The sequence below is a fragment of the Streptomyces sp. CA-142005 genome, from assembly GCF_050942335.1.
GTDB lineage: Bacteria > Actinomycetota > Actinomycetes > Streptomycetales > Streptomycetaceae > Streptomyces.
Window position 1 is genome coordinate 2,520,161 of sequence record NZ_CP192078.1, and the last position, 20,047, is coordinate 2,540,207.

Annotated in this window: 18 protein-coding genes and 1 pseudogene; 5 read left to right on the forward strand and 14 right to left on the reverse strand. The window is 71.5% G+C overall.

Annotated elements, in window-relative coordinates:
* Positions 1-64 precede the first annotated feature (64 nt).
* Complete coding sequence (locus tag ACQPXS_RS12065; RefSeq protein WP_433449206.1) at positions 65-1,228, forward strand: TDT family transporter; 1,164 nt, start codon at positions 65-67, stop codon at positions 1,226-1,228.
* Here ACQPXS_RS12065 and ACQPXS_RS12070 read toward each other — a convergent pair.
* From ACQPXS_RS12070 to ACQPXS_RS12085, 4 genes are all read right to left on the reverse strand, one after another.
* Positions 1,140-1,865, reverse strand: a complete 726-nt coding sequence (locus ACQPXS_RS12070; RefSeq protein WP_433449207.1) for a helical backbone metal receptor — start codon at positions 1,863-1,865, stop codon at positions 1,140-1,142. The two genes, ACQPXS_RS12065 and ACQPXS_RS12070, sit on opposite strands and share 89 nt — an antisense overlap.
* Positions 1,865-2,437 carry a helix-turn-helix domain-containing protein gene (locus tag ACQPXS_RS12075; RefSeq protein ID WP_351804259.1) on the reverse strand — a complete coding sequence of 191 codons (573 nt, stop codon included), beginning with the start codon at positions 2,435-2,437 and terminating at the stop codon, positions 1,865-1,867. Before ACQPXS_RS12075 ends, ACQPXS_RS12070 begins: the two co-directional genes overlap by 1 nt.
* A 408-nt stretch (positions 2,438-2,845) precedes the next feature.
* Positions 2,846-4,663 carry an ABC transporter permease/substrate binding protein gene (locus tag ACQPXS_RS12080; protein ID WP_433449208.1) on the reverse strand — a complete coding sequence of 606 codons (1,818 nt, stop codon included), beginning with the start codon at positions 4,661-4,663 and terminating at the stop codon, positions 2,846-2,848.
* On the reverse strand, positions 4,656-5,744 hold the full coding sequence (locus tag ACQPXS_RS12085) for a quaternary amine ABC transporter ATP-binding protein (RefSeq protein ID WP_433449209.1): 1,089 nt from the start codon (positions 5,742-5,744) through the stop codon (positions 4,656-4,658). The genes ACQPXS_RS12080 and ACQPXS_RS12085 overlap by 8 nt, the downstream gene beginning before the upstream one ends.
* Before the next feature lie 128 nt (positions 5,745-5,872).
* Between ACQPXS_RS12085 and ACQPXS_RS12090 the strand changes: the two genes are divergently transcribed.
* The 3 genes from ACQPXS_RS12090 (at position 5,873) to ACQPXS_RS12100 (ending at position 8,146) form a co-directional block, all read left to right on the forward strand.
* Complete coding sequence (locus ACQPXS_RS12090) at positions 5,873-6,229, forward strand: hypothetical protein (RefSeq protein WP_433449210.1); 357 nt, start codon at positions 5,873-5,875, stop codon at positions 6,227-6,229.
* Positions 6,230-6,258: 29 nt separating this feature from the next.
* Positions 6,259-7,188, forward strand: coding sequence for a 5'-3' exonuclease (locus tag ACQPXS_RS12095; protein WP_433449211.1), 930 nt, complete (start codon positions 6,259-6,261; stop codon positions 7,186-7,188).
* Between the two features lie 112 nt (positions 7,189-7,300).
* Positions 7,301-8,146, forward strand: coding sequence for a siderophore-interacting protein (locus ACQPXS_RS12100; protein ID WP_433449212.1), 846 nt, complete (start codon positions 7,301-7,303; stop codon positions 8,144-8,146).
* 14 nt (positions 8,147-8,160) lie between these two features.
* Here ACQPXS_RS12100 and ACQPXS_RS12105 read toward each other — a convergent pair whose 3' ends face one another.
* From ACQPXS_RS12105 to ACQPXS_RS12115, 3 genes and pseudogenes are all read right to left on the reverse strand, one after another.
* Positions 8,161-9,093 (reverse strand): 5'-nucleotidase, encoded by a 933-nt coding sequence (locus tag ACQPXS_RS12105; RefSeq protein WP_433449213.1) that lies wholly within the window; start codon positions 9,091-9,093, stop codon positions 8,161-8,163.
* A gap of 11 nt (positions 9,094-9,104) precedes the next feature.
* Positions 9,105-9,554 (reverse strand): annotated as a pseudogene (locus ACQPXS_RS12110) (ABC transporter permease); the annotation flags it as partial.
* Between the two features lie 34 nt (positions 9,555-9,588).
* A complete protein-coding gene (locus ACQPXS_RS12115) occupies positions 9,589-10,170 on the reverse strand; it encodes a GNAT family N-acetyltransferase (protein ID WP_433449214.1) in 582 nt (193 codons plus the stop codon).
* A 65-nt stretch (positions 10,171-10,235) separates the two neighbouring features.
* On the opposite strand from ACQPXS_RS12115, the gene ACQPXS_RS12120 reads away from it, so the two are divergent.
* Positions 10,236-11,186, forward strand: coding sequence for an RluA family pseudouridine synthase (locus ACQPXS_RS12120; protein WP_433449215.1), 951 nt, complete (start codon positions 10,236-10,238; stop codon positions 11,184-11,186).
* Positions 11,187-11,228: 42 nt separating this feature from the next.
* Here ACQPXS_RS12120 and ACQPXS_RS12125 read toward each other — a convergent pair whose 3' ends face one another.
* From ACQPXS_RS12125 to tatC, 7 genes are all read right to left on the reverse strand, one after another.
* Entirely contained in the window at positions 11,229-12,695 is a 1,467-nt protein-coding gene (locus ACQPXS_RS12125) for a cytochrome P450 (protein WP_433449216.1), read from the reverse strand.
* Between the two features lie 46 nt (positions 12,696-12,741).
* A complete protein-coding gene (locus ACQPXS_RS12130) occupies positions 12,742-13,362 on the reverse strand; it encodes a GTP-binding protein (RefSeq protein WP_356311303.1) in 621 nt (206 codons plus the stop codon).
* On the reverse strand, positions 13,343-13,765 hold the full coding sequence (locus ACQPXS_RS12135; protein WP_433449217.1) for a DUF742 domain-containing protein: 423 nt from the start codon (positions 13,763-13,765) through the stop codon (positions 13,343-13,345). The genes ACQPXS_RS12130 and ACQPXS_RS12135 overlap by 20 nt, the downstream gene beginning before the upstream one ends.
* Positions 13,762-14,166: a roadblock/LC7 domain-containing protein gene (locus ACQPXS_RS12140; protein WP_351804233.1), complete on the reverse strand. Its 405-nt coding sequence runs from the start codon at positions 14,164-14,166 to the stop codon at positions 13,762-13,764. Before ACQPXS_RS12140 ends, ACQPXS_RS12135 begins: the two co-directional genes overlap by 4 nt.
* Positions 14,163-15,830: an ATP-binding protein gene (locus tag ACQPXS_RS12145; RefSeq protein ID WP_433449218.1), complete on the reverse strand. Its 1,668-nt coding sequence runs from the start codon at positions 15,828-15,830 to the stop codon at positions 14,163-14,165. Before ACQPXS_RS12145 ends, ACQPXS_RS12140 begins: the two co-directional genes overlap by 4 nt.
* A gap of 325 nt (positions 15,831-16,155) precedes the next feature.
* Complete coding sequence (locus ACQPXS_RS12150) at positions 16,156-19,008, reverse strand: DEAD/DEAH box helicase (protein WP_433449219.1); 2,853 nt, start codon at positions 19,006-19,008, stop codon at positions 16,156-16,158.
* An 85-nt stretch (positions 19,009-19,093) separates the two neighbouring features.
* On the reverse strand, positions 19,094-20,044 hold the full coding sequence (gene tatC, locus ACQPXS_RS12155) for a twin-arginine translocase subunit TatC (RefSeq protein WP_433449220.1): 951 nt from the start codon (positions 20,042-20,044) through the stop codon (positions 19,094-19,096).
* Positions 20,045-20,047: the final 3 nt, after the last annotated feature.

Here is a 20,047-nt window from a genome sequence, read left to right on the forward strand (position 1 = left end):
AGCTTATGCCCTGATAGAAATGAACTCCCTGGTCAGGGGAGAGCGGCGGCGGCACGGTGAAGCCATGGTCACCGCAGCCCAGCCCTTGTCCACCGCTTCCGTCCTGCGCACCGAACGGGTCCGCCACCTGGGCCCCAACTGGTACGCCGCCGTCATGGGCACCGCCATCCTCGGCTCGGCCGGCGTCGCCCTGCCCGTGCACGCGACAGGTCTGCGCGATGTCTTCGCCGGAGCCTGGGCCCTGTCCCTGATCATGCTGGTGGCCCTGCTCGCGGCCCGGACCGTGCGGTGGGTCCACCATCGCGACCGGGCCCGCGCGGATCTCCTGGACCCGGCCACGGCCCCCTTCTACGGCTGCCTGTCGATGGCCCTGCTGGCGGTCGGCGGCGGCGCCCTGACGGCAGGGCGCGCGCTGATCGGCACCGGCACCGCCGTCGCCCTGGACGCCGTGCTGTTCACCGCGGGTACGGCGGTCGGGCTCGCGGCCGCCGTGGCCGTGCCGTACCTGATGGCCGTACGGCATCGCGTCGAGCCCGCGCAGGCGAGCCCGGCCTGGCTGCTGCCGCTGGTCGCGCCCATGGTGTCGGCCGCGCTCGGCCCGCTGCTGGTGCCGTATCTGCCGGCGGGCCAGCCCCGCGAGACCCTGCTGCTGGGCTGCCTCGCGCTGTTCGGGCTGAGCCTGCTCGCGACGCTGCTGATGCTGTCGCTGGTCTTCGCCCGGCTGGTCTCGGGCCCACTGCCGCTCGCCCTCACCCCGACCCTGTTCCTGGTCCTCGGCCCGCTCGGGCAGTCCACCACCGCGGTCGGCAAGATCGCGGACGGCGCCCCGGGTGTCGTACCGGCCGCGGACGCCCGCGGCCTCGCCGTCTTCGCCGTCCTGTACGGGGTGCCGGTCATGGGGTTCGCGCTGCTGTGGCTGGCGCTGGCGACCGCGCACGTGGTGCGGGCCCGCCGGCAGGGCATGCGGTTCACGATGAGCTGGTGGGCGTTCACCTTCCCGGTGGGCACGTGTGTCACCGGCGCGATGGCGCTCGCCCGGCACACCGGTCTCGCGGTCTACGACGCGCTGGCCGTCGGGCTGTACGCCCTGCTCGCCGCCGCCTGGCTGGCGGCCGCCACCGGCACCGTGCGCGGTCTGCTCAGCGGCGAGCTGCTCGCAGCGCCTCGGACAGCACCCGTGGCGCCTCGGCCAGAGACGGGCCGTACCAGGTCAGGTGCCGCCCGCTGACCAGGGCGCAGGGCAGGCCGGGGAAGGCCTCGGGGCCGTCGTCGGCGGTGAAGCGGTAGGGCTCGTCGGGCAGCACCACCAGCTCAGGGGCCGCTGCCCGCAGTTCGTCCAGCGGGACGCGCGGGTAGCGGTCGGGGTGGCCGGCGTACAGGTGGCCGGCGCCGAGCCGGGCCAGGACGTCACCGGCGAAGGTGTCCCGGCCGAGGACCATCCAGGGCCGGCGCCAGATCGGTACCACCGTGGTCGTCCGGGCCTCGGGCCGGGGCGGCGCCGCCCAGGCCTCCTCCGCCTCCGCCAGCCAGCGCGGGCGCCCCGGCGCACCGCACGCGATGAGCACCCGGGCCAGCTCGGCGAAGGCCTGCGGCACGCTCCGCACCTCGGTGACCAGCACGGGGAGGCCCGCGGCGCGCAGGGCGTCCAGGTCGGGGGCGCGGTTCTCCTCCTCGTTGGCGATCACGAGGTCGGGGGCGAGGGCGAGGATGCGGTCGAGTTTGGGGTTCTTGGTACCGCCGAGCCTGGTGACGTCCAGGCCGGCCGGGTGGGTGCACCAGTCGGTGGCGCCGACGAGGGCGCCGGGCAGCGTGACGGCCACCGCCTCGGTCAACGACGGAACCAGGGAGACGATCCGCGCCACCATCAGCGCGACCGGTCCTGAACGGCCTCGATGTGCTCGGCGACCGCCACCACGACGACCCGGGTGTCCGGCACCGTCGCCCGCCAGCGATGACGTACCCCTCCGGTCAGATAGAGGGTGTCGCCTCGCCCGAGGCGGTACGCGCGCCCCTCGGCCTCGATCTCCACCGCGCCGTCGGCGACGTACATCAGCTCGTCGTTGCGGTGCTGGAACTCGCGGCCGGCGTCGTGGTCGCCGGTGAACTCGGAGGCGTGCAGCTGGTGGTGGCCGCGCACCAGGGAGCGGGTCCGGGGCGCGAGGTCGCCCTCGGCGGCCAGGTCGGCGCGGACGACGTCCACGCTGGCCGCCGGGTCGGCGGCGGCGAGGAGTTCGACGGCCGTGGTGCGCAGGGCGTCGGCCAGTTTCTCCAGCGAGGTGCGGCTGGGGCGGGCCCGGTCGTTCTCGACCTGGCTGAGGAAGGGCACCGACAGGCCGCTGCGCTCGGCCACGACGGCGAGGGTCAGCTCCAGGGCACGGCGGCGCCGCCGGACGGCCGCGCCCACCCGCACGGGCTGCTGTTCTTTGTGGTCGCCCATCGCTCCGGCTCCCTCCCTCGCTCGTCGTGCCGCTGTCCGGGTGCCCGGGTCTGGACACACCTCTTCCGATGACTTCTCTGCACCCTACGCATGTTCGGCAAACCGTTTCACGCGGCTGTCACATACCCGACATGCTGCCGAGCCGCCACCCTCACGGTTCGCGCCACCGTGACGGGGCCACGGGCCGGTCCTGGGCGCAGTCCGGGCCGACGCGAACATGCCGACCAGCAGGGGCTGCCGCCTGGGTGGGGGCCAAGGTTCGTCACGCACCGTGGTTGGCCGGATCCCTGTCGTGTCGGGAAGGAGTTGGCGACGCTGCCCGCCGATGCCGCGAGGGGCGGGCCGCGCCGGACGCTCGACGGCGTCCGGCGCTGCCCGCCCCTCGGGTGGCGGTCCGGGACGGTCAGGTCACCCGGCCGCCTGGCTCTTGGCGCCCTTCCTGGCGACCGGGGCCCACTTGTCGATCAGGCCGGGGTGCTCGCGCAACCAGGCGCGCACGGCGTCCTGCTCCTTGCCCTTGCCGGCCTTCTGGATCCGCGCCTCCAGACCGGTGAGCTGCTTCTCGGTCATGGAGAAATCCTTGAGCCAGCGGCCGACCTGCGGGTTGTCCTGGGTGAAGCCCTTGCGGGCCAGGGTGTGCACGCCGTCGCCGGCGCCCCAGGCGCCCTTGGGGTCCTTGAGCTTCTTCAGGCCGTAGTCGCTGTAGGCCCAGTGCGGGGACCACAGGGTGACGACGACCGGCTGCTTCCTGGCGTAGGCGCGCTCGAGCTCGGCGAGCATGGCCGGGGTGGAGCCGTCGACGACCTGGTACGTGCCGTCGAGGCCGTACTCCTTGAGGACCTTGCTCTTGAGCAGGCCCATCTCGCCCGCGCTGGGCTCGATGCCGACGATCTTGCCGCCGAACTCGGAGGCGTGGTCCTTCAGGTCCGCCAGGGAGTTCACGTCCTTCACATAGGACGGGACGGTCAGCTCCAGGGAGGTCCGGCCGTACCACGAGCCGAGGTCGTCGAGCCGGTTGCCGTACTTCTTCCAGTACTCGGCGTGGGTGGTGGGCAGCCAGGAGTCGGTCTCGAAGTCGAGCTGGCCGGTGGCGAGGCCGGTGTAGAGGGGGCCGGCCGCGTACTGGGTGGTGGTGACCTTGAAGCCGCGTTCCTGAAGGATCTCCTTCCACAGGAAGGTCGAGGCGACGCCCTCGTCCCAGGGGATGTAGCCGATCCTGATCTCCTGGCCCTTGCCGACGTTCGTGCCGGAGGCCTCGGAGGAGGTGCCGGCGGGCGAGCCGAAGATCCCCATGCCGCCCGCGACGAGCGCGAGCACGACCACGCCGACGACGGCGACGGCCGGGCGCGGGCGGTACGACCACGCGCGCGTGGGTGCCTTGGCGGCGGCCCTGCGGCCCAGCGGGGAGAGCTGGGTGCCGAGGGCGCCGGTGATGCGGTCCAGGTAGATGGCGAGGACGACGATGCCGACGCCCGCCTCGAAGCCGTAGCCGATGTCGAGCTGGCCGATGGCCTCGTTGACGGCGCCGCCGAGGCCGCCGGTGCCGACCATGCCGGCGATGACGACCATGGACAGACCCAGCATGATCACCTGGTTGACGCCGGCCATGATGGTGGGCAGGGCGAGCGGCAGCTGGACGCGCCACAGGATGTCGCGCGGTGCGGTGCCGAACGCCTCGGCGGCCTCGACCAGTTCGGCGTCGACCTGGCGGATGCCCAGCTCGGTCATGCGCACGCCGGGGGCGAGCGCGAAGATCAGGGTGGCGACGACACCGGCGGCGGTGCCCAGGCCGAAGAACAGCATGGCCGGGATGAGCAGGACCATCGAGGGCATGGTCTGGAGCAGGTCCAGGACGGGTCGTACGACCGCGCCGACCGCCTTGGAGCGGGCCGCCCAGATGCCCAGCGGCAGCGAGACCGCCAGCGCGATCAGGGTCGCCACCAGGACCAGGGCGAGGGTGGACATGGCCTGGTCCCACAGGTCGAGCGAGTCGACCAGCGCGAATCCGGCGAAGGCGAGGACGCCGGCGGTGAGGCCGCGCAGCCACCAGGCGATGACGGCGAGGATGCCCGCCATCAGCAGCGGCTGGGGCGCGCCGAGGACGGCGTCGATGCCGTCGTACATGCCCTCCATGACCGCCTTGACGGCGTCGAAGAGCCAGGAGAGGTGATTCACCAGCCAGTTGACGCCGGAGTCGACCCAGTCGCCGAGATGGATCCTAGGCACGGCTGATCACCTTCTTCCCGCCCTGGTCGCGCTGGTTGTCGCAGGCCGTCGGCGCGCCGTGTTCGTCGCCGAGGAAGCCGACGAGGCGGCGGCGGGGTACGACGCCGACGAGGCTGCGGCGGGTGTCGAGGACGGCCACCGCGTGCGGCACGCGCGCGCTGATGGCGCACAGGTCGGTGAACGGCGTGTCGGGGGCCGCGGTCTCGCAGCCGCAGTCGGCCTCGTCGCCGCGCAGGTCGGTGTCCATGACGGCGGCGGCGGTCAGCACGCGGGAGCGGTCGACGTCCTGGATGAAGGAGGCGACGTAGTCGTTCGCGGGGCGCAGCAGGATGTCCTCGGCGGTGCCGGTCTGCACGATGCGGCCGTCGCGCATGACGGCGATGCGGTCGCCGAGGCGCATGGCCTCGTTGAGGTCGTGGGTGATGAAGACGATGGTCTTCTTCAGGGTCTTCTGCAGGTCCAGGAGCTGGTCCTGCATGTCGCGGCGGATCAGCGGGTCCAGGGCGCTGAAGGACTCGTCCATCAGGAGCAGGTCGGCGTCGGTGGCCAGGGCCCGGGCCAGGCCGACGCGCTGCTGCATGCCGCCGGACAGCTCGTCAGGCCAGGAGCCCTCCCAGCCGGCCAGGCCGCACAGCGCGAGCGCCTCGTCGGCGCGGCGCTCGCGCTCGGCGCGGGGCACGCCCTGCACTTCCAGGCCGTAGGCGGCGTTGTCGCGGACGCTGCGGTGCGGGAACAGCGCGAAGTGCTGGAACACCATGCTGATCTTCTTCGAGCGCAGCTCGCGCAGTTCGCGGGCGGTGAGCGCGGTCAGGTCCTGGCCGTCGAAGCGGACGCTGCCCGCGGTCGGCTCCAGCAGGCCGTTGAGCATGCGCAGCAGGGTGGACTTGCCGGAGCCCGACAGGCCCATGACGACGAAGATCTCGCCCGCCTCGACGCGGAAGGAGGCGTCGATCACGGCGGCGGTGCTGCCGTCGGCGCGCAACTCCTTCCGGTCCGCGCCCTGTCGCAGGCGTTCCACCGCTCGGTCCGGTCCTCTGCCGAACACCTTGAACAGGTGCTCGGCCTCAAGCCTGGGGTGCACGCGTACCTCTCGTCTCGGGGGCGGGACAATGGCCGCGCCTCCCCGGGATCGAGATGGTCAAACTTTTAAGTGGCTCAGCTCACAGCGCGGTCTACGATGCCCGCCTACCGCTGTTGAGGGGGGCAACCGTGGAACGACCCGACGACAGACACGCGTCCGCGCTGCGTTTCGCCACCGAACTGGTCGCCTGGGTGGCCACGCCGTGGGCCCTTTCCGGGCACTCCTGGACCCTGGCCGTGCTCGCGCTGGTGGTGCTCGTCGGCCTGCCCACGGTGTTCTCCACACCGGGCGACAAGGCCACCGTGATCGTCCCCGTCCCGGGCGGCGTCACCATCCTGTTCGTCCTGCTCCACCTGGTGGCCGCCGTGGTCTCGGCCTGGTGGCTGTGGCCGGCCTGGGCCGCCGTTCCCGTGACCCTGCTGGCCGGCGCGACCCTCGTCACCGAGCGGCCGCGCTGGAGGTGGCTGCTGTCGTCGGCCGGGTGACTGTCGGTGCGGTACGGCATGATGCGAACGTGACCGGACGACTCATGCTGCTCGACACCGCATCGCTGTACTTCCGCGCCTACTTCGGCGTCCCGGACTCCGTGAAGGCACCCGACGGCACGCCCGTGAACGCCGTGCGCGGACTGCTGGACTTCATCGACCGGCTGGTCAGGGACCACCGGCCGCAGCATCTGGTGGCCTGCATGGACGCCGACTGGCGGCCGCAGTGGCGGGTGGACCTCATCCCCACCTACAAGGCCCACCGGGTCGCCGAGGAACACGAGGACGCGCCGGACGTGGAGGAGGTGCCGGACACCCTCTCCCCGCAGGTGCCGGTCATCGAGGAGGTACTGGACGCGCTCGGCATCGCCCGGGTCGGCGTCGCGGGGTACGAGGCGGACGACGTGATCGGCACGTTCACCGCGCGCGCCACGGGCCCGGTGGACATCGTCACCGGCGACCGCGATCTGTACCAGCTGGTGGACGACGCGCGCGGGATCCGGGTGCTGTACCCGCTGAAGGGCGTCGGCACCCTGCAGCTGACCGACGAGGCGGTGCTGCGCGAGAAGTATGGGGTCGACGGGCGGGGGTACGCGGATCTGGCGCTGCTGCGCGGCGACCCGAGCGACGGCCTGCCGGGCGTGGCCGGGATCGGCGAGAAGACGGCCGCCAAGCTGCTCGCCGAGTTCGGCGACCTGGCCGGGATCATGGCGGCGGTCGACGACCCGGGGACGAAGCTCACGCCGTCGCAGCGCAGGCGGCTCACCGAGGCCGGCCCCTATGTCGCGGTGGCGCCGAAGGTGGTGCGGGTGGCGGACGACGTACCGCTGCCGGACGTCGACACGGCTCTGCCGCGGGCACCGCGGGACCCGGCGGCCCTGGAGCAGCTGGCCAAGCGCTGGGGGCTCGGCGGCTCCCTGCAGCGGCTGCTGACCACCCTCGCGGTGGGACCCGAGTGACCGCGACCGGAATATTCCGGCAAAGGGCTCTCCGCCGGCAGCCGGGAAAGAGGTGTGACCGCAGGGCGAGATGCTAACTTAGGTAAACCTAACCATCTTGCAGGAGGTCGTGATGGCAGAGCGTCCGGTACGGAAGCCGCGCAAGACCCGCACCGCCCACGTGGTCCGCACCGAGCGGCTGACCCCGCACATGCAGCGCGTGGTGCTCGGCGGCGAGGGCCTGGCCGACTTCGCGGCGGACACCTGCACCGACCACTATGTGAAGCTGCTCTTCGGCCCCGAGGGCGTGACCTACCCGGAACCCTTCGACCTGGAGCGGATCCGGGCGGAGTTCCCGCGGGAGCAGTGGCCGGTGACCCGGACGTACACCGTGCGCGCCTGGAATCCCGAACACCGCGAGCTGACCCTGGACTTCGTCGTCCACGGCGACGAGGGCCTGGCCGGCCCGTGGGCCTGCCGGGTGCGGCCTGGCGAGCCGGTGCGCTTCATGGGCCCCGGCGGCGCCTACGCCCCGGACCCCGCGGCCGACTGGCATCTGCTCGCCGGAGACGAGAGCGCGCTGCCCGCGATCGCGCGGGCCCTGGAGGCGCTGCCCGCCGGCGCCCGCGCCCATGCCTTCGTGGAGGTGTCCGGCCCCGAGGAGGAGCAGAAGATCGGCTCCGACGTGGCGGTCGTCTGGCTGCACCGGGGGGACCGGCCGGTCGGCGAGGCGCTGCTGGAGGCGGTACGCGCCCTGGAGTTCCCCGAGGGCCGCATGCACGCGTTCGTGCACGGCGAGGCGGGCTTCGTGAAGGAACTGCGCCGGCTGCTGCGGGTCGAGCTGAGCATCCCGCGCGAGGACCTGTCGATCTCCGGCTACTGGCGCCTCGGCCACAACGAGGACGGCTGGCAGGCCTCCAAGCGGGAGTGGAACGCCCGTATCGAGGCCGAGCAGGAGAGCGGCTCGGCGGCGGCCTGACAGCGGCCCCCGGCTCAGCTCTCGTTGATCTTGCCGAACGGGACGTGCACGCTCGGTGTGGTCCGGGACGTGCTCTGCAGGTGCGTCACCTGGTCGTCGAAGAAGATGTGCGGCCTGAGCACCTTCATCACCGCGCCCTTCTCGATGCCCCCGAGGAAGAAGGCGCCGTTGACCGTCACGCCCCACTGCTTCAGGCTCCGTACGGCCCTCTCGTGCGCCGGCGCGGCGCGCGCGGTCACGATGGAGACGTGGACCCGGGTCGGGTAGCCGCGGTCGGTCCTGCGCCGTTCCTCCTCCCGGCGCTGTATGCGGTTCACACCGGCGAGGAAGTCCCGCAGCGGTCCCGGGTCGTGCGGGGTCGCCGCGTTGCGGCTCTCGTGCGCGCGGAACTCCTCCAGACCGCCGGACTGGTACACCTGCTCGGCGGCATCGCCGGCGAGCACCCCGTCGAAGTCGAACGCGATCCGCAGCTCCGGGTCGGCCGGGTCGTCCGCGTACGACGACCCGAGCACGTGCCCGGCCGGCAGGCCGGCCGCGACCGCCTCGCGTACGTCGTCGCCGTTCGCGGACAGGAACAGGGACATGTTCAGCGCGGTCATGAACGCGTACGGTGCCTTGCCCTGCATGAACACGGCCCGGCTGACCGGCAGTTCATGTGCCTCGATCGAGCGCATGACCCTGAGGCCGGTGTCGGGGTCGTTGCGGGAGAGGATGATGACCTCGACGAGCGGGTCTCCCGGCTCGCCGAGGTCGTTCAGCGACAGCAGCCTGCGGATGAACGCGAACGCGACCCCGGGCCGGAGCGCGTTGTCCACGTTCTCCTCCTGGTAGGCCCGGTAGGCCTCCTCGCCCTGCTCGCGGAAGACGGCGTCCGACTCCCGCAGATCGAACAGGGCGCTGGAGGCGACTCCGACGACGAGCCGGTTCGCGAGGTCGTAGGGCGGCATGTCCTACATCATCACACCGACCGCTGGTAGGAGCGGAAGGTGCGGATCGACAGCCACACCGCCGCGACGGCGAGCACGAGCAGCGCACCGCCGCGGCCGAGGACCTCACTCCAGCCGGGCATCTGCGAGGGTGCCATGAAGGCGCTGGAGAGGAAGGTCAGCGGCAGCAGCAGGAAGGTGTTGATGCCGATGATCGACTCCCGTTCGCGCACGAGCATGCCGAGCGCGTTGGACAGGGCCCCGAAGACGGTGCCGAGCAGGACGGCCGACAGCACGAGGATCGCGATGCCGCCGGCGCCGCCGGGGTAGTCCGCGCCGCCGAGCAGGCCGAGCAGCACGATGACCACCGACGGGAACGCCGTGACCAGGCCGTTGTTGACGACGTTGCCATTCATCAGCGCGGCCCGGCTGACCGGGGTGGTCAGGAACCGGTCGAGGGTGCCGCGCTGGATCTCCTCCATGTATCGCGTATCGCGAAGTGATGGCATGCCGCGGTCAGTCGCCCCGCACGCGTGCGTGGAGGTGCATGTCGTGCCAGCCGTCGCGGTGGAGGAGGGCGCTGCGCCTGGTGCCCTCGGCCGCGAAGCCGGCCTTCTCGGCCACGCGGCAGGAGGCCTCGTTCGCGGTGGCGTGGGAGAGTTCGAGACGGTGCAGACCGATCTCCTCGAACGCCCAGCGGGACAGCGTGGTGGTGGCCCGGACCGCGACGCCCCGGCCACGCGCGCGTGCCACCGTCCAGTACGCGACCTCGGCGCAGCCGTCGCCGAGCAGGATCTGGCGCAGCGCGACGCGGCCCAGCAGTTCGTCGGTGTCCGCGTCCACGACGGCCCACTGGGCCTCGCTCTCGTCCTTCCAGCAGCTCTGCCACTGCGCGATCCAGCCGGCGACCTCCTCCTCGGAGTCGGCGGACCTGATGTGCCACTGGTGCATCAGCGGATCCTGGAAGGCGGCGTACACGGCGGGCGCGTCCTTCGCCTGCCAGGGGCGCAGCAGCAGCCCGTCGCCGCCGGGAAGGCTGGGCTGGGGGACACGGGCGAGGGTGCCGGCCGGGACGACCGGGCTGTTGAGATACGGCATGATCCACATCCTGCCCACCGCACGGCCGCCGGCCCAGCGGTTTCCGCCTCGTACCCTTGACCCCGATGAGACGCCGTACGCCACCCCCGCCCGCCCCGCTCCCCCAGCGAGACGGGGTCGATCCCGTGCGGGTGCGGCTGCCGTACGGCGGGACGTGGGCCACCGTGCGGGAGCATCTGGTGGAGCGGCTGACGGGGGCGGCGCCCGGAATGATCGAGTCGATGTTCGGCTCCGGGCGGATCGTCGGCGCCGACGGGCGCGCGGTGGCGCCGGACGCGCCGTACGAGCCGGGGATGTTCGTGTGGTTCCACCGCGAGCTGCCCGCCGAGGTGCCGGTGCCGTTCCCGGTGGAGGTCGTCCACCGCGACGCGCACATCGTCGTCGCCGACAAGCCGCACTTCCTCGCCACGACCCCGCGCGGCAGCCATGTCGCCGAGACCGCGCTGGCCCGGCTGCGGCGCGAGCTGGGCATCCCGACGCTGACCGCCGCGCACCGCCTGGACCGGCTGACGGCGGGGCTGGTGCTGTTCACCGTGCGGCCCGAGGAACGCGGGGCGTACCAGACGCTGTTCCGGGACCGGCGGGTGCGCAAGGAGTACGAGGCGATCGCGCCGTACGACCCCTCGCTGGACCTGCCCCGGACCGTGCGCAGCCGGATCGTCAAGGAGCGCGGGGTGCAGGCGGCCCGGGAGGTGGACGGCGAGCCGAACGCGGAGACGTACGTCGAGCTCACCGAGCACCGGGGCGGGTCGGCCCGGTACCGGCTGGTTCCGGCGACCGGGCAGACCCATCAGCTGCGGGTGCATCTGAACGCGCTCGGCGTGCCCATCCTCGGCGACCCGCTGTATCCGGAGGTGACCGCCCCGGTGCCGCCCGGCGACTTCCGGCGCCCGTTGCAACTGCTCGCTCGCAGGCTGGAGTTCACCGATCCGGTGACCGGCGCGGAGCACACGTTCGTCAGCGGACGTGTACTCCGCGCCTGGGAGTCGTACGACAGCTGGGCCGGCCGGAGCTGAGCCCGCCCGGCAGGAGGCGGGAGGCCGCTGCCTCGGGTGCGGTTACTCGCCCCGCCACCAGTTGAGCAGCCGCCGCCACATGCCCTGGCGGCGCGCCGCCGGTGCCGGTGCCGCGGGCTCGGGCACGGCGGGGCGGGGCTCGGCGACCGCGGGCCGGTCCGGGCCCGGAATGCCGGACGGCCGGTTGCGCTGCGGCGGGACGGGCACGGGCCTCGGCAGGACGTTGACGTCCTGCTGCGGCTTCGGCTCGAAGCGCACCGGCAGGGACACCAGGTGCCGGGAGGCGATGGACGCACGCCAGCGCAACTCCTCCTCCGCACAGTCCAGCTGGATGTCGGACAGCCGGATCAGCAGCGCGTCGACGCCGACGTCGGCGATGGCGCGGCCGATGTCCTGACCGGGGCATTCGTGCGGGCCGCCGCCGAAGGCGAGGTGGGAGCGGTTGCCCTGCATGCTCGCGGACAGGTCGGGGCGGATGCGCGGGTCGAGGTTGCCCGGCGCGGGTGCGAAGAGCAGGCCGTCGCCCTTGCGGATCCGCTGCCCGCCCAGCTCGGTGTCCTGCTTGGCGTAGTAGCCGAAGACGGTGCTGAACGGCGGCTCGTCCCACAGGGACTGCTCGATCGCCTCCGGCACGGTCATCTGGCCGCCGCTGAGCTGGGCGCGGAAGCCCGGCTCGGTGAGGACCATGCGCAGCGCGTTGGCGAGGAGGTTCACGGTGGCCTCGTAGGCCGCGAAGAGGACGAGCCGCAAGTGTTCGCGGACCTCGTCGTCGCTGAGTCCGGCCGGGTGGGTGACGAGGTGACTGGTGAAGTCCTCCTCGGGCCGGGCGCGGCGCCGCATGGTGAGCCGGCTGAGCGCGTCCATGACGTAGGCATGGCTCTGGATGGCGGTCTCGGTGCCCTTCAGGGCGTCCCGGGCGGCCTGCACCATCCGGTCGTTGTACTCCTCGGGCATGCCGAGGATCTCGCACATGACGGCCATCGGCAGGTGCTCGGCGAACTGGGAGACCAGGTCGGCCCGGCCGCGTTCGCAGAAGCTGTTGACCAGGCCCTGGGTGTGGCGGCCGATGTGGCGGCGCACGGTGCGGTGGTCGATGGTGCCCATGGCCGCGGTGACCGCGGCGCGCAGCCGCTGGTGCTCGTCGCCCTCGGCGTGCGAGCAGATCGGCTGCCAGGCGATGTGCGGCATCAGCGGGTGGTCGGGTTTGACCATGCCCTCGACCAGCGGGGTCCAGATGCGGCTGTCACGGGTGTACACGGAGGGGCTGCGCACCAGGTGCTGGTTCTCGGCGTGCCCGAGGACCACCCACATCGGTACGTCGTCGTGCAGCAGCACGGGCGCCACGGGGCCGTGCTCCTCCCGCAGCCGCTCGTAGAGGGCGCCGAGGTCCTGCGCGTCGGGGCCGTAGAGCCGGTGCAGTCCGCCGGGGCCCAGGCGGTGCGCGGGGCAGCCCGGCGGGGGTCCGGGGGTGGGGTCTGTGTCGGTCAGGGACGGGGATTCAGACGTCACGGTGTCGCTCCTGAACGAAAGGGTGTGGGGGTCGGTCGGCCGGGGATCAGGCGAGGGCGCGGGAGAGGGCGATCGAGTGCAGGAAGCGCATCAGGGTCATCAGCACCTCCTTGCTGGAGGCCCGGCGGCGTACGTCGCAGTCGATGATCGGGATCTCCGGGGTCAGGTCGAGCGCGGTGCGCAGTTCCTCGATCGGGTAACGGGGCGCGTCCGGGAAGGAGTTGACGGCGACGACGAAGGGCACGCCGCGCTCCTCCAGCCGGCCCATGACGTCGAAGCTGACCTCCAGACGCCGGGTGTCGACGAGGACGACCGCGCCGAGCGCGCCCTCGAACAGCCCGTTCCACAGGAACCAGAAGCGCTCCTGGCCGGGGGTGCCGAAGAGGTAGAGCACCAGCTTGTCGGTGATGCTGATGCGGCCGAAGTCCATGGCCACGGTGGTGGCCGTCTTGGACTCGGAACCGTAGTTGTCGTCCACGCCGATGCCGGCCTGGGTCATGGTCTCCTCGGTGGTCAGCGGCCTGATGTCGCTGACGGAACCGACCATGGTCGTCTTGCCGACACCGAAGCCACCCACGATCACGATCTTCACCGCGGTCTCGGCCGTGTGCGGCAGATGGTCCTCGGTGCGTGGTCCGGGGATGGTGTCAGAGCCGTTGAAGTCCATGCATCACCGCTTCGAGGAGTGAACGGTCGGGGAGCGCCCGGCGGACGACCGGGGCGCGCACCTGCACCCGTTCGGCCGTGATCAGCTCGGTGAGCAGGACGGTCATCGCGCTGAACGGCAGGTTCAGATAGGCCGAGAGCTCGGCCACGGACAGGGGGTTGGCGCAGAGCCGCAGGACCGCGGCCTGCTCCGGCGAGGCGGCCATCTGGGGCGCGTCGCGCGCCACGATCAACGTCACGAGGTCGAGGTCGGCGCGTGCGCCGTCCTCGGACCCGGCGACGGTGTAGAGCCGTTCGGGGTTCTTGGGTTCGGCCTCGCCGTCCGCCGGCTTGGGCGCCGGGGGCTGCGGCTGTGGAGGCGGCGGGGGCTTCGGCTCGCGCCGTTTGCGTCGCGGAGGAGTCATACGCTCTGCCCGTTCCGCCGGGGCGGACTGGTGAGGTGGGCGCCGATCCGGACGACGAGGTCGCGCATCATGCCGCTCATCCGGCCCGGCTCGCAGGTCACGTCGGCGAGGACGGCGAGGTAGGCGTTGTCGCCGGCGTTCATGAGGTAGAAGTAGCCGCCGTCGATCTCGAAGACGACGACCTTCATGTCGCCGGCGCCGGGAAGCTCCTTGATGATGGCGCCGGCCAGGCTCTGTACGCCCGCGCAGGCGGCGGCCACCCGGTCGCAGGCGTCGGGGTCGCTGCCGTAGCGCGCGATGCGCAGTCCGTCCGCGGAGAGGACCACGATCATCTCGATGCCCGGCACGCCGTCGTTGAGCTGCTTGAGCATCCAGTCGATGTTGCCTCGCTGCTGGATCACTTGTGGTCCCCCTCGTCGTCGGCCTCGGTGGTGCCCTCGACGGGCTCGTCCGCGTAGTCGTTGAGCAGGTGCACGTACTTTTCCGGGTGCCTGGTGAAGTCGGTCAGTTCGGGTCCGGTGGCGCCCTCGGGCATGCCCTTGCGCAGGCCGTTCCAGAAGTCCTCGATCCCCTGACCGAGCGGCCGCTCCATGAGCTTCTTGCGCTCGGGGTCCATCTCGGGCTCCCGTTCGGGCTTGGGCTGCGACCAGATGCTGGGCCTGCCCTCGCGCTCGGCCTGCTCGACCTCGGCCTGCTCGGCGAAGCGCTGGCTGATCGGTGTCTTCATCCGGCTGCGGCGCTGCGGCAGGCCGCCCGCCGTCCACTCGGTGACCACCGGGGCGTCGTCCTCCATGGAGATGCCGGCCGGGATCTTGGGGCTGGTGGGGCGGCGCCGCTTCGGCGGGCGCTTGGGGCCCTCGACCGCGCCGAGCGCGGGGATCGGCGTGCCGGTGGCACCGATGCCGTGGGCGGCACCGACACCGGGCTCGGTGGTCGTCATCACGCGCGGTACGACGAGGATCGCGCGGCAGCCGCCGTAGGCGGAGGCCCGCAGCGAGACCTCCATGTCGAACATCTTGCACAGGCGGCCGACGACGGCGAGGCCGAGGCGGGGGTTCTCGCCGAGGTTGTGGGCGTCGTCGAGGTTCTTGGCGTCCTCGATCATCTTCTCGATGCGGGCGCGGGACTCCTCGCTGAGGCTGACGCCGGCGTCCTCGATCTCGATGGCGATGCCGGTCTGCACCTCGGTGGCGGTGACGTGCACCTTGGCCGTGGGCGGCGAGTAGCGGGTGGCGTTGTCGAAGAGCTCGGCGGCGGCGTGGATGACCGGCTCGACGGAGGTGCCCTTGATGTTGATGTTGACGATGGAGTTCAGCTGGATGCGGCGGTACTCCAGGATCCGCGACATGGCGCCGCGCAGCGTGCTGTAGAGGGAGACCGGCAGCGGCCACTGGCGGCCGGGCCGGCCGCCGCCGAGGACGGAGATGGTGTCGGCGAGCCGGCCGATCAGCGAGGTGCCGTGGTCGATGCGCAGCAGGTCGTCGAAGACCTCGGGGTTGCGGCCGTGGTCCTCCTCCATCTCCCGCAGTTCGTTGGACTGCTGGTGGACGATGGCCTGGACGCGGCGGGCGATGCTCACGAAGGACTGCTCGGTGGCGTCGCGCATGTTGATCTCGCGCTCGGCTCCGCGCATCGCGGCGCGGAACAACTCGCGGTAGGAGTCGGGCAGGCCGCGCAGTTCGGGGTCGACGTCGTAGCCGTTGACCATCACGTCCCGCAGCGGTTCTCCGGCCCGCAGCCGCAGATGGCCGTGGGGGATGACGTCGGACGCGAAGCGCCCGATCAGATCGTCGTGGGCGGCGAGCCGGTGCTCCAGGTACGCGGTGTGACGGGCGTGCTCGGCCTGTTCCTCACGGAGCCTGCGGCCGCGGCGGGCGGCTTCCGCGCCGGTGACGAGGATCAGCAGCAGGGCCACGGCCCCGACCACGCCGACGGCGATCCGGGCCGACGCCGGCCCCAGGGCGACGGCCGCACCGGTCGCGGCGACCATCAATATGGCCGGCGGCAACAGCACGCGTGCGTAGGGACGTTCACGGCCACCGGGAGGCTTCTGAACACTCACCATGGATGCCTTCTGGGATGAATCGGCTGGGTGTCGGGGAGCATTTGCGGGGAAGATTCATGGAACTGTCGGGATTTGTCTCATGTTTGGGAACAGACGCACGAATTCACCTCAACTCGGTGCGCCGCGGGCGAGCTTAGTCCGACCGGATCATCGCCGTGTCATATTCGGCAAGCACCTGAAATCGGCCGCATGACAGGAGTACGCTCGACTCCATTTACACGCCGGGCATCCGTTCGAACACGCTGGGTGATGGCGTACGAACGTACGAAAGCCGCTCACCGTGATAGGTGAACGGCTCGTACGACCCCTGACAGTGAAGCGGCGGTCACCCCACCGAGGAGTAGGCGACGACTCCCCGCAGCAACTGGTCGACGGCCTTGCGCGCCGCCTTCGCCACGGTCGACCCCTCCACGGGAGCCGCCGCCGAGATCTGGCCCAGCACGTCGATGACCTGCTTGCACCACCGCACGAAGTCGCCCGCGGGCATGTCCGCCTCGCGCAGCACCTCGTCCAGTCCCTTGCCCGAGGCCCACATGTATGCGGCCCAGGCGAAGCCGAGGTCCGGCTCGCGCTGCCCGACGCCCTCGGTCTGGTTGATCCGGAACTCCTCCTCCAGACCGTCCAGCCGGCCCCAGATCCGGACCATCTCACCGAGCGCGGCCTTCGCCTTGCCGGAGGGCAGCTTGGGCGCCATCGCGTCGTCGCCGACCCGCGCCTCGTACACCAACGCCGAGACGCAGGCGGCGAGTTCGGCCGGGCTGAGCCCCTCCCAGACCCGCTCGCGCAGGCATTCGCTGGCCAGCAGGTCGAGTTCGCCGTACAGCCGGGCCAGGCGCTTGCCGTGCTCGGTGACCTCGTTGCCGCGCAGGTAGTCCAGCTCGGTCAGCAGGGCCACGATCCGGTCGAAGGTCCGCGCGATGGTGTTCGTACGGCCCTCGATGCGGCGCTCCAGCTGGGAGGTGTCGCGCAGCAGCCGGTGGTAGCGCTCGGCCCAACGGGCGTGGTCCTCACGGTCGTTGCAGCCGTGGCAGGGATGGGCGCGGATCGCGGTCCGCAGCCGGGCGATCTCGCGGTCGTCGGCGGCCTGCGAGCGCTTCTTGCGGGCCCGCTCCGGCGGGATGTGCCCGGCCTTGGTGCGCAGCGCGGAGGCGAGGTCCCTGCGGGACTGCGGCGAGCGCGGGTTGAAGGACTTCGGGATCCGCATCCGGTCCAGCGGCTCGACCGGCACCGGGAAGTCCATCGCCGCCAGCCGCTTGACCTGCCGCTCGGCGGTCAGCACCAGCGGTCGCGGGCCGTCGAGGTGGTCGAAGCCGCGGTGGCCGTTGGAGCGGCCGGCGGGCAGACCGGGGTCCAGCACCAGGGCCAGACCGGCGTACTTGCCCGTGGGGACGTGGATGACGTCGCCGGGCCGCAGCCTCTCCAGGGCGCCGGCGGCCTCGGCGCGCCGCTGGTTGGCGCCCTGCCGGGCCAGCTCGGTCTCCCGGTCCTTCAGCTCGCGGCGCAGGCGCGCGTACTCCTCGAAGTCGCCGAGGTGGCAGGTCATGGAGGCCTTGTAGCCGGCCAGGCCCTCCTCGTTGCGCTGCACCTGACGGGAGATCCCGACGACCGACTTGTCGGCCTGGAACTGCGCGAAGGAGGTCTCCAGCAGCTCGCGCGAGCGGTGCCGGCCGAACTGCTCGACCAGGTTGACCGCCATGTTGTACGACGGCTTGAAGCTGGAGCGCAGCGGGTACGTGCGGGTGCCGGCGAGGCCGGCGAGGTGCTCGGGGCTCATGCCGCGCTGCCACAGCACGACCGCGTGCCCCTCGATGTCGATGCCCCGGCGGCCGGCGCGGCCGGTCAGCTGGGTGTACTCGCCCGGCGTGATGTCGGCGTGCTGCTCGCCGTTCCACTTGACGAGCTTCTCCAGCACCACCGAGCGGGCGGGCATGTTGATGCCGAGCGCGAGGGTCTCGGTGGCGAACACCGCCTTGACCAGGCCGCGTACGAACAGCTCCTCGACGACCTCCTTGAACGTCGGCAGCATGCCCGCGTGGTGGGCGGCGATGCCGCGCTCCAGGCCCTCCAGCCACTCGTAGTAGCCGAGGACGTGCAGGTCCTCCGGCGCGATGTGCGCGGTGCGCTCCTCGACCAGGGCGCGGACCTGTTCCCGCGCCTCCTCGTCGTTCAGCCTCAGGCCCGCGTACAGGCACTGCTGGACGGCGGCCTCGCAGGCGGCGCGGCTGAAGATGAAGGTGATGGCCGGGAGCAGGCCCTCGGAGTCGAGGCGCTCGATGACCTCGGGCCGGCCCGGTGTCCACACGCGCGAGCGCTGTCTGCGCTCGCGCTCGCGGTCGGCCTCGCGCATCGCACGGCCGCGTCTGCGGTCCTGGTACGACGGCCGGGTCGCCTCCATGCGGGCGAGGCGGACGAGGTCGGGGTTGACGGCCTTCTTGTGGCCCTCGCCCTCCTCGAACAGGTCGTACATCCTCCGCCCGGCGAGGACGTGCTGGAACAGCGGCACGGGCCGGTGCTCGGCGACGATCACCTCGGTGTCGCCGCGGACGGTGTCCAGCCAGTCACCGAACTCCTCGGCGTTGGACACGGTCGCGGACAGTGACACCAGGGTCACCGACTCGGGGAGGTGGATGATCACCTCTTCCCAGACGGCGCCGCGGAAGCGGTCGGAGAGGTAGTGCACCTCGTCCATGACCACATAGCCGAGGCCGAGGAGGGTCTGGGAGCCGGCGTAGAGCATGTTCCGCAGGACCTCGGTGGTCATCACGACCACCGGGGCGTCGGAGTTCACGCTGTTGTCGCCGGTGAGCAGGCCGACCTTGCCGGTGCCGTAGCGACGGCACAGGTCGGCGTACTTCTGGTTCGACAGCGCCTTGATGGGTGTCGTGTAGAAGCACTTCTTGCCCTGCTGCAGGGCGAGGTGGACGGCGAACTCGCCCACGATCGTCTTGCCCGAGCCGGTGGGGGCGGCCACCAGTACGCCCTTTCCCTCCTCGAGTGCCTGGCAGGCCTCGATCTGGAAGGGGTCGAGGCCGAAGTCGTACATCTCGCGGAAGGACGCGAGCGCGGTGGCCTGCTCGGCTGCCCGCCTGCGGGCTGCCGCGTACCGCTCGGCCGGAGAGAGGTCCTCTGTCATCGTGCTTTCGAGCGTACCGGGCGCCACTGACAACAGGACGATCATTATCCGGAAGTGGGCTGATCGACAAAGCCGTATGCCCCCGTCCATCAGGGCGGGGGCATCCGGCGTGCTGCGGTGAGGAGCGGGTTCAGGTCACGTCGTCGTAGCCGTTGACCCGGTCCGGGCCCGCCTGCTCGGGCAGGGCCCGGCTGGCCGCGACGGGCTCGATCTCGCCGATGTCCTCGGGGGTGAGGTCCAGCTCGGAGGCCTCGTCGTCGGCGGGACCCGCGGCCTCGCGGCGGCGCTTGCGCTTGTCGTTCGCCAGGGAGAACAGCACCGCGCCGAAGTACAGCACCCAGATCGGTCCGGCGAGGGCCAGCATGGAGAGCGGGTCGGTGCTGGGCGTGGCCACGGCCGCGAAGACCGTGATGCCCAGGATCATCGCGCGCCACCAGCCGAGCATGCGCTTGCCGCTCAGCACCCCGGTGAGATTGAGCATGATCAGCAGCAGCGGCAGCTCGAAGGAGAGACCGAAGACGATCACCATGCGCGTGACCAGCTGGAGCAGGTCGTCCAGCGGCAGCAGGTTCTTGATGTTGCCGTTCGGCGTGAAGTCGATCAGCACCTTCGCGGTGGTGGGCAGCACCTTGTACGCGAAGAACGCGCCGGCGAAGAACAGCGGGGCACCGGTGAAGACGAAGGCGTAGGCGTACTTCTTCTCGTGCCGGTGCAGGCCCGGCGCGACGAACGCCCACAGCTGGTAGAGCCAGATCGGCGACGCGGCGACGACGCCCGCCATCAGCGAGACCTGGAGGGCCAGCGTGAACGGGGCGAGGAGCCCGTTGATGGTGATCTCCGCGCACTGGTGGCTGTTCTTGGCCTTCGCCAGCTGTTCGAAGGTCTCTGCGCAACCGACCGAGTCGAGGATCGGCTTGGTCAGGAAGTTGATGATGTCGTTGTAGAAGAAGGCGGCGACGATCGTGACGATGACGATGGCCAGCAGCGCCTTCGCGAGCCGGTTGCGGAGCTCACGAAGGTGATCCGCAAGGGGCATGCGCCCCTCGGGATCCTTCTCCTTCTTGCGGGCAGACTTGAGCAACCC

Coding starts and splice junctions, on each gene's coding strand:
- ACQPXS_RS12065 (WP_433449206.1), top strand. CDS start 65: ATGGTCACCGCAGCCCAGCCCTTGTCCACCGCTTCCGTCCTGCGCACC.
- ACQPXS_RS12070 (WP_433449207.1), bottom strand. CDS start 1,865: ATGGTGGCGCGGATCGTCTCCCTGGTTCCGTCGTTGACCGAGGCGGTG.
- ACQPXS_RS12075 (WP_351804259.1), bottom strand. CDS start 2,437: ATGGGCGACCACAAAGAACAGCAGCCCGTGCGGGTGGGCGCGGCCGTC.
- ACQPXS_RS12100 (WP_433449212.1), top strand. CDS start 7,301: ATGGCAGAGCGTCCGGTACGGAAGCCGCGCAAGACCCGCACCGCCCAC.
- ACQPXS_RS12105 (WP_433449213.1), bottom strand. CDS start 9,093: ATGCCGCCCTACGACCTCGCGAACCGGCTCGTCGTCGGAGTCGCCTCC.
- ACQPXS_RS12115 (WP_433449214.1), bottom strand. CDS start 10,170: ATGCCGTATCTCAACAGCCCGGTCGTCCCGGCCGGCACCCTCGCCCGT.
- ACQPXS_RS12120 (WP_433449215.1), top strand. CDS start 10,236: ATGAGACGCCGTACGCCACCCCCGCCCGCCCCGCTCCCCCAGCGAGAC.
- ACQPXS_RS12130 (WP_356311303.1), bottom strand. CDS start 13,362: ATGGACTTCAACGGCTCTGACACCATCCCCGGACCACGCACCGAGGAC.
- ACQPXS_RS12135 (WP_433449217.1), bottom strand. CDS start 13,765: ATGACTCCTCCGCGACGCAAACGGCGCGAGCCGAAGCCCCCGCCGCCT.
- ACQPXS_RS12145 (WP_433449218.1), bottom strand. CDS start 15,830: ATGGTGAGTGTTCAGAAGCCTCCCGGTGGCCGTGAACGTCCCTACGCA.
- ACQPXS_RS12150 (WP_433449219.1), bottom strand. CDS start 19,008: ATGATCGTCCTGTTGTCAGTGGCGCCCGGTACGCTCGAAAGCACGATG.